The 16,681-nt window shown below is 37.0% G+C and carries 8 protein-coding genes and 1 pseudogene; 2 read left to right on the forward strand and 7 right to left on the reverse strand.

Features of this window, described 5'->3' with window-relative positions; all coding sequences use genetic code 11:
- The first annotated feature begins 3 nt into the window (after positions 1-3).
- Entirely contained in the window at positions 4-372 is a 369-nt protein-coding gene (locus EG2_RS01395) for a DUF2512 family protein (RefSeq protein ID WP_060813186.1), read from the forward strand.
- Positions 373-1,072: 700 nt separating this feature from the next.
- Here the strand turns inward: EG2_RS01395 and EG2_RS01400 are convergent.
- Positions 1,073-2,164 carry an ABC transporter permease gene (locus EG2_RS01400; protein WP_060813187.1) on the reverse strand — a complete coding sequence of 364 codons (1,092 nt, stop codon included), beginning with the start codon at positions 2,162-2,164 and terminating at the stop codon, positions 1,073-1,075.
- On the reverse strand, positions 2,161-2,886 hold the full coding sequence (locus EG2_RS01405; RefSeq protein ID WP_060813188.1) for an ABC transporter ATP-binding protein: 726 nt from the start codon (positions 2,884-2,886) through the stop codon (positions 2,161-2,163). Before EG2_RS01405 ends, EG2_RS01400 begins: the two co-directional genes overlap by 4 nt.
- A gap of 137 nt (positions 2,887-3,023) precedes the next feature.
- On the opposite strand from EG2_RS01405, the gene EG2_RS01410 reads away from it, so the two are divergent.
- Positions 3,024-3,584, forward strand: a complete 561-nt coding sequence (locus tag EG2_RS01410; protein WP_060813189.1) for a TetR/AcrR family transcriptional regulator — start codon at positions 3,024-3,026, stop codon at positions 3,582-3,584.
- Between the two features lie 321 nt (positions 3,585-3,905).
- Here the strand turns inward: EG2_RS01410 and EG2_RS01415 are convergent, their stop codons facing one another.
- The 5 genes and pseudogenes from EG2_RS01415 to EG2_RS19090 form a co-directional block, all read right to left on the reverse strand.
- Positions 3,906-4,499, reverse strand: a complete 594-nt coding sequence (locus tag EG2_RS01415) for an HD domain-containing protein (RefSeq protein WP_060813190.1) — start codon at positions 4,497-4,499, stop codon at positions 3,906-3,908.
- 775 nt (positions 4,500-5,274) lie between these two features.
- Positions 5,275-9,513: a mucin-binding protein gene (locus tag EG2_RS01420; protein ID WP_060813191.1), complete on the reverse strand. Its 4,239-nt coding sequence runs from the start codon at positions 9,511-9,513 to the stop codon at positions 5,275-5,277.
- A 644-nt stretch (positions 9,514-10,157) separates the two neighbouring features.
- Positions 10,158-11,678 carry a helix-turn-helix domain-containing protein gene (locus tag EG2_RS01425; protein ID WP_060813192.1) on the reverse strand — a complete coding sequence of 507 codons (1,521 nt, stop codon included), beginning with the start codon at positions 11,676-11,678 and terminating at the stop codon, positions 10,158-10,160.
- Positions 11,679-12,269: 591 nt separating this feature from the next.
- Positions 12,270-12,906, reverse strand: a pseudogene (locus tag EG2_RS01435) (CatB-related O-acetyltransferase).
- A gap of 969 nt (positions 12,907-13,875) precedes the next feature.
- On the reverse strand, positions 13,876-16,515 hold the full coding sequence (locus tag EG2_RS19090; protein WP_060813195.1) for a MucBP domain-containing protein: 2,640 nt from the start codon (positions 16,513-16,515) through the stop codon (positions 13,876-13,878).
- Positions 16,516-16,681 lie beyond the last annotated feature (166 nt).

A 16,681-nucleotide genomic window follows, 5' to 3' on the forward strand; every position in this document is an offset into this window, starting at 1 on the left:
GAAATGAAACATCTAAAGGCTTTGGTTGTAAAAGCACTATTTATTTGGGCTATTTTGTGGATTACTTTAACGGGAATCTATGATGTCAGTTTTATGGACTCTACGATCGTTGGAGTAATAATTGTAGTCATGATCTACGTCCTAGGGGATTTAGTTATCTTAAGAAAAATCGGCAATATTGCGGCAACAATCGCAGATGCTGGTGCGTCAGCGCTTATTCTCTGGCTATATCTGACTTCAATGAATTATACAACTGACTTATGGATGATGGTCCTGATTCCTGCTGTTTTGATCGGTTTAGCAGAATGGTTCTTCCATAAATGGCTACTCAAAGAAAATATCGTACCAGATGAGCGTACAATGAAAGAGTAACTATAGAATAGTTTTCCTAAATATGACGAAAGAAGGGTCAAAAACTTAACAGTTTTTTGTCCCTTTTAAGATACTTTTAGCATCGAGCATCACTAATTATCGTATGTTATTTTTTTTGAGATACTCTGACTATTTACACCTATCCCGCCACTATTAGATTCTTTCAAAAAAGGATTTTATGAATAGAGAGGTTTTTATTAGTGAGTAAAAAGTTTATATCTAGTTCCCTTTATGTAATTACTAGTTGCTGTTTCACTACCCTTTACATCACAAATCACCTTATATTCCCTAACTATAGGAGAAAACCCGACTTCGTTTAATAACAAAGATATTGTCTTTTTATCTTTATTTTTGTGGATATTATAGCGGATATTTTTATCTTACCATTGAAAAAAATCAATTCTTATCCTTTGCGCTAACTGTATAAGAACGATTGTCGGTCTATTTTAGCTTTTTTAATCTTATTGCTTTTAGGTATGATTTTAACAGCCATACCATTTACAAGCAGCGATTACAGGAATATTACTAAGCAGTCATATTTTTTCTGTATGTATTTTTGGGAAGAACGAGTTTACGCAGATAAATTTGACCTGTGGAAATTTTCGGAATTTAATCAATTAATAGCCAAACAAAAACGACTCAATAGTACTGAGTCGTTTTTGCATAAATCGATAAAGGGCTGCGGAGACAAGCAAGTTGTTTAAACTTTTCTATACCTCTTTAATCCGATAATATTCAAAAATGTAAACACAAGAATAAACAGAATTAATATACCTAAGTCAAAGGAGATTTCTTTCCAGCCTTGCCCTTTGATCATGATAGTAGTCAATGCATTCCCCGCATAGCTCAATGGAAATATATATGATATATATCTTACCCAGCTAGCCATACTATCTAAGGCGATTAACCCGGAAAAGAATACTTGCGGAATGACAACTAATGGAATAAATTGGACCATTTGAAATTCTGAACTAGCAAATGTTGAAACAAAGATCCCAATGACTAGTGCCGTCAATGCAATCAGAATATTTGTTCCAATGACCCACCACAAACTGCCAACAATCTGAAGATCTAGGACATAAATGGAGAAAAAAACAATAATCAAGGTCTGAATGATTGCAAAAATACCATACCCTACTAAGTATCCCATAACAATTTCACTACGCTTGACCGGTGTAGCTAGCAATCTTTCCAAAGTCCCACTGGTACGTTCTCTCAGCAAGGCAATACCAGAAACTAAAAATACAAAAAAGAAAACAAAAAAGCCAATCAAAATAGGAAATATTTGGTCAAAAAAGGAATTGTTTGCTCCACCATAAATATAAGAATTTTTCACTGAAAAATCTTCTATGGTTACTTTTTGCCCTGTTTCTGCTGCTAATTTTTGGACATTCATACTGAGTTCTTTGACCTTATTTGCTGTCAGCACATTCTGAACTAGACTTTTTACTTTGGCTGTATTGGTTGGTTCATCATTTGCATAAATTATGTGAAAAGTAGACTGATCCAATGTTACGAATGCATCTAAATTCTCATTCAATATTTTCTCTTTATAGTTCCGATTTGTAGTGTAATGTTCAACTTTCACTTCATCTGAGGAGAACTGATCAACGAGTGTCGAAGGAACCGTCTGATCAAAACCAATTTTCACATGGGTCTCAGAATTTGAATCAAAGACAATATTCATTAAGCTTAAAACAATGATCGGTGCAATCAGCATTAATGCTAACGTACGTTTATCTCGAATCAATTCTTTGATCACACGTATCACTATCGCTTGAAATCGAATCATTTTGCATTCACCTCAGCTTTCAAAAAGACTTCTTCAATACTTGTTACTTTAAATTGCTCTTCTAACTCTTTTGGTGAGCCGAAAGCAAATAGTTTTCCTTCAATGATAAGACCAACATAGTCACACTTTTCCGCTTCATCCATGACATGGGTTGTCACGATAATTCCTTTATTATTATTTGCGAGCTCTCTTAATTGCTCCCAAATAGCTACGCGTAAGCTAGGATCAATACCTACTGTCGGCTCATCTAATACAAGCAGATCCGGATTAGAGAGTAAAGTAATCGCTAAAGAAAGTCGTCTTTTCATACCTCCAGAATAAGTTTTCACTGGCTTATTTAGAAAATCCAATAAATCAACTAGTTGCATATTCTTCTCAATAGCACGATCAAGAGCAGTGCCAGTTAACCCCATCAAACTGCCAAAAAAGACTAAATTTTCTTTTCCAGATAGATCGCCATAGAGCGCATCATTTTGGCCCATGTAGCCAATTCTCTTTAAAATTTTTCGATTTGGCATCTTCGTATCAAATATATCAGCAGATCCTTGATCTAACTTCTCCATCCCCATTAAACATTTTATCGCCGTTGATTTCCCAGCTCCACTTGGACCTATTATTCCAACGATTTTTCCAGCTTGTAGTTCAAGATTTATATTATCTAATACCTTTTGTTTATCAAAAGATTTTGTTGCACTCGACATTGTTGCAATCACTTTGCCCATCATCAACTTCTCCTTTTTAGTAGACATGGTGTTTATTATCTTTTACTCTTTGTAGTATAATTTATTTTTGCAAATCAGCAAGCAAAACCAGAGTTAATAGACAGATAATAAGAAATGATCATTTATGAGGTGGACACATGAAAAAGAAAGATATTCGTTTCTATCGAACAAAAGAGCGGATTCTAAACGCGATGATTGAGTTGCTAAAAAGCAAACATTTTGATCATGTGACAGTCAAAGATATATGTGAGAAAGCAGAAATCAGTCGCAGCGGTTTCTATCTTCATTATATGGATAAATACGATTTAGTAGAAAAATATCAACTGGAGCTAATGAAACAAGTCAATCATTTGATAGAGGAAAATGTAAAAGAAAAACTTTCAATGGAAGAAACAATGGTGAAATTACTTTACTTTTTTTTAAATGAAGGTCAACTGCTAGGACTACTCATTTCAAATAAAGGATCTGTGGAAATACAAGATCAAGTAAAAAAAGTACTCCAACAGAACGCAACAAAAAATGTTCTTCCACATATCAATCTAACCTTGAAGAATGAAATTGAAAAACATTATTTAGTCATCTTTTTTAGTAATGCTTTTTTAGGCATCCTCCAAGAGTGGATAAATACGGGTCAAAAAGAAAAACCAGAAGAACTTATTCAAATGATAAACAAGTTTATACCTTATACATTCATTTAAGCATGCCGCAGTAATTCCGAAGTCCAGAAAACATTGGATAAACGAAGTAACCAGTCTAGCCCAAAATAGGTATCTTTATAAAAAGTGTCCAGAAAATCATGTTTTTTGGACACTTCTATTCACTAATATATGACATCTACTATTAGTTGACCTGTTACTTGATTCTCCAAAAACATTGTTATCGAGAAACAAAATAAAGGTAACGATTACGTTTCTGACCATCTTGAAGATTTGTTCAAATAAATCTTCACCCTAATGGATTGTCTGATTGATGGCTAAACGCATAGTAAGCTGTTAAAATTAAACTTAAAAATTCTTTTACTAACGCTTTAGCCAGCCTTTGTTTGTGGCATCTTCTACAAGCGTCTCAACATATTCCCAAACTTCCGGCACAATTTCTTTTATTACTTCGTTTCTTTTTAATTCACGCTCAATATCAATGCCGTTTTCTAACCACGTGTTGCCGTCACAGTAGTATATTTGTAAGACTGGTTGTAATCTGTCTATCGCTGAAGCATATTTGGCCTCCACTGTATCCATTTCTTCAAATTCTTCCCATAAAGTCATAAACTCATCGTACTGCTCTTTCGGTAACGTTGAAAATAAATTTGTAGCTGCTTCTCTTTCTCGTTGTTCTTTATCTTGATAGCCAACTTCATCATAACAATAAGTATCTCCCGCTTCTATCTCCACCATATCATGGATAATCAACATTTTTAGCACACGTAATACATCCACAGGTTCTTTACTTGAAACATATTCTGAAAGTAGGATCGCGCATAACGTTAAGTGCCACGTGTGTTCCGCATCGTTTTCTCGTTGTTCCCGATTGCAAATGAGCGTTGATTGGCGAAGGATTGATTTAAGCTTATCTGCCTCCACAATAAATTGCATTCTCTTTTCCAGTGATGTCATCCTCTGTCCTCCATATGGTTGGATAAAGCTGTTTTATTGCACAATCACGTTTCAAGCTTGGACTTATGAACAATACTCTGATTCGTCATCCAATTTAATGATGATACGGGATCATTTTTCGAATTCTGCAAAGCAAACTTCATCCATATTTTTTCACCTATTTATTATTGCCCATAAATCGATCAATGAAGTGACAGTTTTGATGCAACAAAAAATATTTGTGTCACATTTATAAAAATCAATCGCTCTTCATAAATCTATTATCCGGTAAAGAAAGCATAAATTCACGATTCAAGAAGATAAAATCTTGACTACGAATCTTTACTTTATCCAAAGTGATTGGTATTCATTCTGACTCTTTTTTCCTTCAATCGAAAAAATCGTCTGATAATTATGAGCTATTCCTGCATACAGCTCTGTAACATAGCCCTGTTAGATTAGAAGATTTTATAGATCAATTTTAGGAATAAATAGGGACCGCCTCATTCCTTTGCCATCAGCTTTTAGAAGATCTTCATACTGAGGTGTTTTCTCCGATATTCATTCTATTGATGGTCAGATTCAAAAAACACTCATGTTCTTTCAGCGCAAGTTGTTCATCCTTTCAATAAACTTCTCGGTAACTATGAACGTCTGATGGTTAGCCAGCAAATTCGCGACTAGTAAGTAAAGACTACAGGAACTTTCATATCTTGAAAAAAGTTCCCGTAGTCTTCTGGATAGATTTGTGATAGCTCTTTGCTACTTTCTGTAAATGAATTCTTCTGTTTAATCCTTATTCCTTCGTTTTACGACTCGAGCGCTTAATAAAAATATCCAGTATGGCTGCAACGACCAACGCTGCCCCACTATAAAGAACCATTGAATTCGTTTCTTCTCCAGTCTGTGGGAGAGTTTTTTTAGTTGTTACACTTCTGGAAGCTTTCGCTTGTGTTTTTATTGTTGGCATCTTGTTATTGTCTGCTTTTGTTGGATCACCCGATGTGGCACTTGATTCTGTTGCTAGCTTCGTCTTTTTCTTATACGTAACCGTCACTTCTGAATCTTTATCCTCCGCTGTTAAGCCAGTGACTTCTTCGACGGTTGTCTTGTCTGCAGTGTAGTTCTTAATTTCTGGACTAGTTACTTCGTCAAAGGTTGTATCATTGTCTTTGGCTTGCCACTCACCATAGGTCTTGTCTCCTGTGGCTTCATTGGTGGTGGCTGTACGGGTGAAGCTCACCGTATCCACTTTGTCTGGTGCGGCTTCTGTACCATCTTCATAGACATAATGGATGGTTTGGTTGACTTCTTTGGTCTCAGTTGATTCCACCATATTTGGTGTGTACGTAACTGTTACTTCGCTATCTTTTGACTCTGCAGTTAAACCAGTGACTTCTTCAACTTTGTCTTTGTCAGCATGGTACTTATCAATGGTTGGACTGTCCACTGCATCAAAAGTTGTGTCGTTATCTTTGGCTTCCCATTCACCATATGTCTTATCATTCGTTGCTTCATTGGTGGTCACTGTACGTGTAAAGGTGACTGTATCCACCTTGTCTGGTACAGCTTCTGTACCATCTTCATACAGATAATGGATGGTTCGTTTTACTTCTTTAGTCTCAGTTGATTCCACCATATTTGGTGTGTACGTAACCGTTACTTCGCTGTCTTTTGACTCTGCTGTTAAACCAGTGACTTCTTCGACAGTTGCCTTATCTGCAGTGTAGTGCTCAATTTCTGGACTAGTTACCGCATCAAAAATAGTGTCATTGTCTTTTGGCAGCCAGTCACCGTAGGTCACTTTATCGTTTTCGAAGTCTTGGACGACTGTTCGAGTGAAAGTTACCTTGTCCACCTTGTCTACCGCGGCTGCTGTGCCATCTTCATAGACATAATGGATCACACGTTTGACTTCTTTCATCTCTACCGAAGCCATCGGGTTTTGTTTATAGGTAACAGTCACTTCAATATTTTTCGAATCGGCGGTGATACTCGTGACTTCTTCCATGCTTGTCTTATCCGGCGTATACATTGTAATCACCGGACTGTTCACTTCATCAAAAGTTGTGTCGTTATTTGTCGCTGTCCACTCATCATAAGTGGTCACATCGGTTGCTAGATTTTTGGTGGCATTCCGAGTGAAAGTTACTGTGTCTACATAATCATCGGCTGCTTTTGAACCATCGCTAAACACATAGTGCACAGTTAAATTCACTTCTTTTGATTCAGTGGTAGTTTCCATTTTTGGTTTGTAAGTAACTGTTACTTCATTGTCTTTCGAATCCTCAGTTAAACCAGAAACTTCTTCGACAGTGGTCTTGTCTGCAGTGTAATGCTCAATTTCTGGACTAGCTACTTCATCAAAAGTGGTGTCATTGTCTTTAGCTTCCCACTCGCCATAGGTCTTGTCTCCTGTGGCTTCATTCGTGGTCACTGTTCGTTCGAAGGTCACTGTATCCACATTGTCAGGTGCGGCTTCTGTGCCGTCTTCATACAGATAATGGATGGTTTGGTGCACTTCTTTGGTCTCGGTTGATTCCACCATGTTTGCCCTGTAAGTAACTGTTACTTCGCTGTCTTTTGACTCCTCAGTTAAACCAGTGATTTCTTCGACAATTGTCTTGTCTGCAGTGTAGTGCTCAATTTCTGGACTAGCTACTTTATCAAAGGTTGTGTCATTGTCTTTGGCTTCCCACTCGCCATAGGTCTTATCCCCTGTGGCTTCATTGGTGGTAACTGTTCGTTCGAAGGTCACTGTATCCACATTGTCAGGTGCAGCTTCTGTACCATCTTCATAAACATAGTGGATGGTTTGTTTCACTTCTTTAGTCTCAGTTGTTTCCACCATGTTTGCCTTGTAGATAACCGTCACTTCGCTGTCTTTTGACTCTGCTGTCAAGTCAACCATTTCTGGCACACCTGTTTTATCTGGCGTGTAGTTGGTTATTTCTGGACTGACCACTGCATCAAAGGTTGTATCATCGTCTTTGGCTTCCCACTCGCCATAGGTCTTATCACCAGTGGCTTCATTGGTGGTCACTGTCCGTTCGAAGGTCACTGTATCTACATTGTCAGGAGCAGCTTCTGTGCCGTCTTCATACACATAGTGGATCGTTTGGTGCACATCTATTGTTTCTGTGGTGGTAGTCGTTTTGGCACTGTAAGTGACCGTAATTTCTGAATCCTTATCATCTGCTGTTAAACCAGTGACTGTTTCAATTTTCTCGCTATCTGCGATATAGTTATCAATTTCTGGACTAATTACTTCATCAAAGGTTGTGTCGTCATCTTTGGCTTGCCAGTCATCGTACGTTAATTCTCCCGTAGCTAAATTTTTCATGCCATTACGGGTGAAGGTGACTGTGTCCCGTTTGTCTGGGACTGCTTCTGTGCCGTCTTCATACACATAATGGATGGTTTGAGTCACTTCTTTTGTTTCTGTAATAGCTTCCAATCTTGGTGTATACATGACTACGATATCGTGGTATTCCTCTTCTGGTGACACATCAATGACTTCTTCAACATAGTCTGTATCCGCTGAATAATTTTCGATTTCCGGACTTTTTACTCCTTCAAACATAGAATCATCGTTTCGGGGCTTCCACTCACCATAGGTCTTATCTCCAGTAGCTTCATTAATGGTGACTGTTCGTATAAATTCGATTGTATCCACATGATCCGGCGCGGCTTCTGATCCGTCCTCATACAAATAATGGATTATCCTTGCGACTATTTTACTTTCCTCTGTCGTTTCTATTTTAGGGGTGTAAACATACGTGACCGTTTGAGGAGTCGTTTTTATGATTCCTGACTCGTCACCATGTACTTCTTTTAATGTGTAACCTGCGATGTCTTCCGGAACAATCGTATAAGAATCACCTATATTGCCACCAGTCATTATATTTGGAGGCAATAATTCATTCCCGTTTTCATCGATATAATTTACTGTGATTGGCGCTCCTTCAATATATCTTGGCTGCCACACATAGGTATCAGCCATGGTCGCTCCATCATAATTCATTACCAGATCCTTAGACAGGAATACTTGATCACCATAGGGAGCATCGACTGTTCCCGCTCCCACATTTTGCCAATAACCAGTATAATAGCTTGAACTGAATCCAATCATTCCACTTGGATTTGTCAAATTAACTGGGTACTCATTACCTGGCCAATTGTTCCAGCCGACAAAGCTGAATTTTTCTCCTAGACGAATTTCCTTTAGATAGCGCACATTTGCTAGAAATTGATTCATTCCAGCTCCCAAGGCATTGATTACACCGCTGCTGTCAAAATTCGATAGATCCAAACTCGTCCCTCTAAAGCCATAAAACATGCTGTTCATTGTTGTGGCTTGACTTGTATCAAGCAAATGTAGATTTACGATTTCATCCAACTCTGAAGGCACTTTTCCATAATGGCCAGTGCTTTCAAATAGTCCAGGAACATCTGCTGGAAGAACAACAGGAGCAGTGAGAACTACTTTTCGAATAGTCATGTTTGATGAAACTTCTGCTATTGGAATCACTTGATCTACCGTTGTAGTAAGTGTACCTGCTCCTACAGTTAGCACCCCCTCAATATCGAGGGTTGCTGGAGCAGTCCCCCACATCCCACTCCAAAGGATATTGTCTGCAAGAGCTACCATCTTTTCTTCAGTTGCTTCTGTATTGTCTGTCGTCGCTTCTGAACTGTTTTTCTCTAACTCTTCTTCAGATTCCGTTTTAGTTGCCGCAAATTCTTCTGCTGTCGTCGCTTGCTCTTCAGCTTCTATTGCTTCTGACTCTGTTCCTACAGTTTCCTCGTCGACTTCTTCTACTTTCTGCTGTTCAGGCAACATCTCATCCGCAGTAAGCATTGTTTCTTCTGGTGCTGAACTATTTGTTGTTTCTTCTGATGATGTAGTGCTAATTGATTCAGCTGATGCAGGAATACTAACAAGTGCTTGCATAAAAATCGGGCTGCCTAATATAAATACAGAGGAACTGACAAGAATACGTGATACGATTTCTTGCTTCTTCGATCTTCTCATTATTTTTTCCTTCTTTCTATCTAAGTGAATGAACACAGTCTCATTCTTCCCAATGCAAAAAAGCTGTCAACTGACAACTACTTCAGACTTATTTGTAATACTCTTGTTGTCCTCATTCCTTATGTCTGTATTATCACATGGCTCTGAGTAGCGGACACGACAACAGCTACTCTAAAAAAGACAAGATTCGTCCTGTTTTATAAAAAATAATCAAAATCCTTTGTAAATCGTGACAAAAAAGAAAATAATCACATTTATATCAGTATTTCAACGGATTATTCGAAAAGATTTTGAAGAAGGGAGATCTCTTTTTATTCCTAATCATTCACTTAGAGAAAAGACAAAAAAACCGCAATATAAGCGTTTGAGCAAATCAACTGTCTCAACGATAAAAGGACTTACCCACTTGCGCAGCATTGCCCAAAAATTTCGTTTAGAGTTGTTTTCACTGTCACTTATATTGCAGTTATAAAAAATGGATAAGCAGTCATACTTGCAGCCATACGTTTCGGGATCTGCTAAGTATTTACTTGTTGATCTTGAACAATTGAATTAGTCAAGCACACACCATGGCTATTGATACTAAAAATTTGAAAAAGATTGTTACTAGCAAATGCGGATATCAAACGTTATCTATAATGATTCTATAGTGAGGGATTTGTCCCTGTTTCTTGAATAGACTCATTAATAGACTCATTTTGGAACTTTTCAATAGCTTCAATTAATTCAAGCCAGCGATCTCCGGTGGGAAAACTATTCCATTTAAAGAAACGTACTTCGTGATTTTGATTAATAAAGAATTGACGATCGACAGGATAATCTGTTACTACAAAATCCGGCTTTTCTGATACAAAAGAAAGAGTATATCCAAACCATCGTTTTAATCGCTCTTTTTGCCTGATTTCCTGAATTTTCCCAAATTTTGATTCATGAAAAACCCGCACAGTCGACCGATCGATTCTAGCTACAATCGACAGAAGCATACTATATTGAAAAAGTAGGCGGCTATTTGATACATACAGCGTACGAAAAATCGATGATTGTTCTGATAGCGATTGGTACATCTCTTGAACCAGTGGAAATAACTTAGGGAATACTCTTCGATAGTCTTTATCTGTTGTCGTTTTTCCAAAAGCATCAATTTTGTTTTTTGAAGCAAACATGAGAGAGGCAGAATGGATGTTCAATGCATTGACAAAAAGATACGTTGTAGCACTATCAGGAACAAGAAAAGCTTGTTTCGCTGTTTCCGAAAAAAGTTTGGCGGCTTGTAAGCTCTCCTCTGAAAAATGATTTGTCATCATCAACTCTGTAGGGATCTCCTCAGGTAAATAGGTGGTCATTACTGAAAACATATAATACAAGAAGATATACTCATTTTCTGAAGTTTCATTTAGTAAATAATTATCTCTTAAGAGGGGCATTATAAGCTCGTTTTTGAATTGCTCAAAAGGAATAGTCAGATGGCATGTTTCTGTCATTGTCGGTGGAATTTCTTTCAAAACAAATCCTCTCTTTAAACGATAGAGACTTAAAGCCAGTAATTGGACAAACTTTTCTTGATCGATTCCTCGATAACAACTTGGATACATCGCGAGTCTTTCTTTGAAACCAGTGATACTTTTTTGAGTCAAGCCAAAATAACGTACATTTGAGCCATCAAAAATTTGCCAATACATGATATGAAAAAAATGCCTAATACGATATTCTTCTCCTACAAATAACGGCTTCCTCTTTAAATTCAACGAAATATTATAATTTTCGAGGATATCCATGATCTCCTTGAGTTTTCTTTGAACCGTGCGATTACTCACATAATGTTGTTGCGCTGTATTCTCCAAGGATACATATTTCTCTCTGAATAATCGGTCCAATATTTGAAAAGGCATGCTTTCTTCTAACATGACAGAATATAACTTAGAAAGTAAAAAATTCGAGGCAAACCGAAGTGAAATAGTTCTTCCGTCAATTATCTCGATATCATAAAAGGGATACCGCTCTCTCAAATCCAGTGCACGGTCTATAACTAAAATAATTCTTCTTTTCGAAACACTTAATTTATTCGCCAAGTCGCTTATACTTTCATATTCCTCAGCATTTTCAAAAAAATAAGCAAATACTTCATAGACATCTTGATCTAATTTAGTTAAAAGAAACTTATACATGCCATCACCTCTTAACCTCTTACTTTAAATAAATTATACCTCTTCTAACTTCTAATATCATTGATCGTGCATTAATCCATAGTATTTTTGATTTTTTTGATAATTATTTAAATTTCTACTTAAATAGTCAGCCTATTTCATTTTGTCTCATAAGTGTCCTTTCTCTTTCTCCTACTATTAATCTGCATAATCAACTTCCTTCAATGCTGCGTTACAAGCCAGTGTCTTAATCAGTAACTTTTTCAATGATTGAATATGAAAAAAGATTTATTCTATAGGATTTTCTTCCAGAACATTACTGTATGATACAAGTGCCATTTTTTAACATAAAAGTGATTGACGAGATGATACAGTCAAACCAGCAAACATTCAAATACAAAACAAAAATGAAGTGTCCAGAAAGCTGTTTTTTCCTAGGTACTTTATTGTTTGAACTGAAAATTAGGCTTTTATACAAAAAAAACATCAAAGCTAATAAATACACTTTGATGTTCATAAAACAGTTTTAGGATAACTTATCAACGAATTATCTGAGTATCTTCGTATCATCAGTAGGAAATTCTCTAGATACATTGGTTAAAGTTCTATTACTCATTCCTTTGATAATTGACTAATCGAACCAGACATGAGATGTTCAAGGTTCGCCTTGATTTTTTCCTCTGGCCAATCCCACCAGCAGATGTTGCGTAAATACTGAATCGTTTCATCAGCAAATCTTTTTCTGATTGGTTTCGCAGGTATGCCTCCCACAATGGTATAGGGTGGGTACATCTTTCGTGACTACAGCTCTAGTGCCGATAATGGCCCCATCTCCAATCGTTACACCTGCCATGATAATTGAGTCATACCCAAGCCACACATCATTGCCGATCACAATATCACCTTTATTATCCCATGCAGCAACCACATTGGCTTGGTCAAGATCCCATTCTTCAAAAAATAGCGGAAATGTATACGTTGGAACGCTTGATAATGAGTGGTTTGCAGCATTAAACAGAAACTTTGATCCACAAGCAATGGAGCAAAATTTGCCAATAATCAATTTGTCATGATTGATTGGGTATTGATACAGCACATTATTCCTTTCAAACTCGCGTGGATCATTTACAAAATCATTATAAATCGTGTATTCTCCAACGCTAATATTATGGTTGGTGATGGCATTCTTTAGATAGATGGTTTGTGTATCATTGGTTCTTGGGTAAATTTTATTTCGTGAAATAGTCATAATATTCTTCCCCTTTTCGTCTGTTAACGTTTGACTATTTCACATACTACAATGCACTTTTTCATTTTTTTACCTCTTCTCAATTTATGTACGTAATGAATATATCTAAATAATAGTACTTGAAATAGTAAGCAGCTGAAGAAAAAACTGCTACTAACATGATATTTCATTCAACTCCTACGAATACGGGACACCTCAAAATCGATGTGCTTACCACAATTTAAATCAAATAATTATAGCCATTGTATACTCATAAAAAGACTTATAACAACAGTTAAAATAAAACAAGGATATTTAAATAAAAAAGACAGGATTCTTTTATTCATTTACGTTCTCCAGAAACTATATACGATTCTTTTTTTAAACGTTACAAAGAACTAACCACTAAAACTATTGGGCAGATTGTAAAAAATCAGTCTTTTCATGACTATAATGGAACAGGCAAGGAGACAATATATAGCTCGACTATTAATAGTACTATACACGCGAACAACATGAGATTTTCTCTACGATCATGGTTTGGATGAAGATAAGCTTCTGATTTTGGTCTATCTTTAATATCATCTTGTCTAACTTTTCTTCTAATCAATGCCACTCCTGAACCGACCGCCCAACACAAAGTGAACAGAATAAACAGCCCAAACGATAGATAAATTTGTTTACCAATAGCAAGATACAGTAGAAAAAAGTCAATCAGCTTAATCGAAAACAAAGCGATTCTTCGCACCTTTCGTCCATAATAGATCCAACTATAACTCATGCACTCTCACTCCTTCTTATATTTAATCACTGCCTTTTGCTTTCATATTTTGACTTAATGAAAGATTTTCTCATCGATTCTTAGTGTAATTCCCTCAATTTGTATCTCAAAAAACATTATTATAAATAAATATACACTAAAAAAATAAAGTGTCCAGAAAAAGATGTTCTCCGGACACTTTATTAATGTTCTTACTATAAATAATACACTTAATTTGATAGGTTCTTTTTTCGTTTACTGATTCTATACGATAAGAGAATTAGTAGGGTTCCTAAAATTATCAACATTGATTGTCCCAATGTTTCTTCTCCCGTAGCTGGCAAAGTCCCCCTAGAATCATTTTCTTTTTCATTATTTTTATGAAGAACACTATAGACATACACCACTTCCTGCGCTTCTTCGCTAAAGATTCCAGAGGCATTATCTGGCGTCTCTACTATATACCAGCCTGGGATTTCTTTGGCTTTACTTTCATATGGTAGTCCGACTTTCCCACTTAAGATAGTTGGCTCTGATAATTGATTCCCTTTACTATCTTGATATTTCACAGTCACTGGTGCCGCATCGCTGCGATCGTATACATACACCACTTCCTGCGCTTCTTCACTGAAAATTCCGGAGGCATTATCTGGTGTCTCCACCACATACCAACCTGGGATCTCTTTGGCTTCACTGGTATAAGGGAGTCCGACTTTCCCACTTAAGACAGTTGGCTCTAATAATTGATTTCCTTTATTATCTTGGTATTTCACAGTCACTGGTGCGGCATCGCTGCGATCATAGATATACACCACTTCTTGCGCTTCTTCACCAAATATTCCAGAAGCATTATCTGGTGTCTCTACTACATACCAGTCTGGGATCTCTTTGGCTTCACTGGTATAAGGGAGTCCGACTTTTCCATTCAAAATCGTTGGGTCGCTTAATTCATTGCCGTCTGTATCTCTATATCTGACTGTGACTGGTGCCGCATCGCTACGTTCATAGATATACACCACTTCTTGCGTTTCTTGACCAAATATTCCAGAAGCATTATCTGGTGTCTTTACTACATACCAACCCGGGATTTCTTTGGCTTCACTGGTATATGGCAACCCGACTTTTCCGCTTAAGACAGTTGGCTCTGATAATTGATTCCCTTCACTATCTTGGTATTTCACAGTCACTGGAGCAGCTTCACTGCGTTCATATACATACACCACTTCTTGGGCTGCCTCGCTGAAAATTCCAGAAGCATTATCTGGTGTCTCCACTACATACCAACCAGGAATCTCTTTGGCTTCACTGGCATATGGTAATCCGACTTTTCCATTCAAAATCGTTGGGTCGCTTAACTCGTTGCCATCTGTATCTTTATATCTGACTGTGACTGGTGCCGCATCTGAACGCTCATAAACATAGACCACTTCTTGTGCTTCTTCAGTAAATACACCGAATGCATTATTTGGTATTTTGACCACGTTCCATCCCGTGATCTCTTTCGGCTTGCTTTCATAAGTCATACCAACTTTTCCGCTTAAAACCGTTGGTTCACTCAACTGTTCGCCATCAGAATTCTGATACTTGACTGTTACAGGTGCTGCATCTTTTAAGTTAGGTTGCCAAACATACGTATCGGAATCAGTTTCTCCATTGTAGTTTGCCATTAACTCGGAAGCCGTCCAAATATTTAGCCCATTCGGGAAATCTATCGATCCTGTACCAACATTGACCCATTTTCCTGTATAAATTTCTGATGGAATTGGATTAGGCAACATTGTATTTGTAAGAAATGAAAATGACTGTCCTAATCTGATGATCTTCAACGATTGCATACCGCTAAACATAGAAGACATATTCGTTACCTTACTGGTATCGAAACTTGATATATCCAGACTAGAGACCCTATTTAAGCCTAGAAACATTCTGTCCATATTCGTTACTTGGCTAGTATCAAAATTGCTTAGATCCATACTGAATGTATCGAGATCACTTCTTCTTAGGTTTGCGAACATCAAAGACATGTCCGTAACATTTCTCGTATCAAAATTGCTTAAATCAAATTTATCGATGTTAATCACATTCGCGAACATCAAAGACATATTCGTTACATTTCTTGTATCAAAATTGGAGACGTCTAAACTAGTCAAATCGAACAGGCCATTGAACATCGCATACATATTCGTAACGTTACTTGTATCAAAGTTGGATACATCGAGCTTTGTTAACCCTCGAGTATTATTAAACATACCAGACATATCAGTTACTTGACTAGTATCCAACTTATCTAAGCCTTCTATTTCAGTAAGCTCATCCCACGTATTACCGAAGTTACCGAATAAATAAGAAGCATTCTCGCCAGCAATAACATTCCCCTCGAATACAATTTTTTTAACCCTATACCGGCTCCAAGGATTACTTGCAGTAGGTCGGAATGTTCCAGATCCGATATGAAGAACTCCGTCATAAGTGATATACCAATCCGAAGTACCAAAAGTTCCCGAAGCAATTATCGATTCCTCACTACTTTTTGCTATATTTTGTTGTTGATTGGACTCTTCTGCATTTTCACTTTCAGTACTATTAAGTGTTTCACTTGTCTTGTCATCACTTGACTGAATTTCGTCTAGATGTTCCTGATTATTATTTGCCTCATCCGTATTTATCGAACTGGTTGATGCAGGAAAATTCTCTTCTGGCGGATCTTGAATAACTTCTTCTATCTCATCCATCTCAGTGAAACTTTCAGTTGTTAATTCATTAGACAAGTAATCAGAGGTTTCGAGTTCATTTGTCTGAGCAAAAATAGTTACTGGAAAATGTGTAGACAATAAACCAACGATCAATATTTTTCGTATTAGCTTCTTCATGATTTAGGTAATCCTTTCTGTAAAGATCTCTCTCGTCTTTTCTAAAACGCCAACTGACCTTGACACGTGCACAAACGTTGGCAACTGGTCTTTAAACAAATACTGTTTTCTATAAAAATAATTCAATATTTTTAGCTATCTATTATTCAAATAGAGTCTCAATATT

This window comes from Enterococcus gallinarum NBRC 100675 (genome assembly GCF_001544275.1).
Classification (GTDB): Bacteria; Bacillota; Bacilli; order Lactobacillales; family Enterococcaceae; genus Enterococcus_D; species Enterococcus_D gallinarum.

Bases quoted from the DNA above. Each gene is read 5' to 3' on its own strand.
- EG2_RS19090 (WP_060813195.1), bottom strand. From the start codon at position 16,515: ATGAAGAAGCTAATACGAAAAATATTGATCGTTGGTTTATTGTCTACA.
- EG2_RS01420 (WP_060813191.1), bottom strand. From the start codon at position 9,513: ATGAGAAGATCGAAGAAGCAAGAAATCGTATCACGTATTCTTGTCAGT.
- EG2_RS01405 (WP_060813188.1), bottom strand. From the start codon at position 2,886: ATGGGCAAAGTGATTGCAACAATGTCGAGTGCAACAAAATCTTTTGAT.
- EG2_RS01425 (WP_060813192.1), bottom strand. From the start codon at position 11,678: ATGTATAAGTTTCTTTTAACTAAATTAGATCAAGATGTCTATGAAGTA.
- EG2_RS01400 (WP_060813187.1), bottom strand. From the start codon at position 2,164: ATGATTCGATTTCAAGCGATAGTGATACGTGTGATCAAAGAATTGATT.
- EG2_RS01395 (WP_060813186.1), top strand. From the start codon at position 4: ATGAAACATCTAAAGGCTTTGGTTGTAAAAGCACTATTTATTTGGGCT.
- EG2_RS01415 (WP_060813190.1), bottom strand. From the start codon at position 4,499: ATGACATCACTGGAAAAGAGAATGCAATTTATTGTGGAGGCAGATAAG.
- EG2_RS01410 (WP_060813189.1), top strand. From the start codon at position 3,024: ATGAAAAAGAAAGATATTCGTTTCTATCGAACAAAAGAGCGGATTCTA.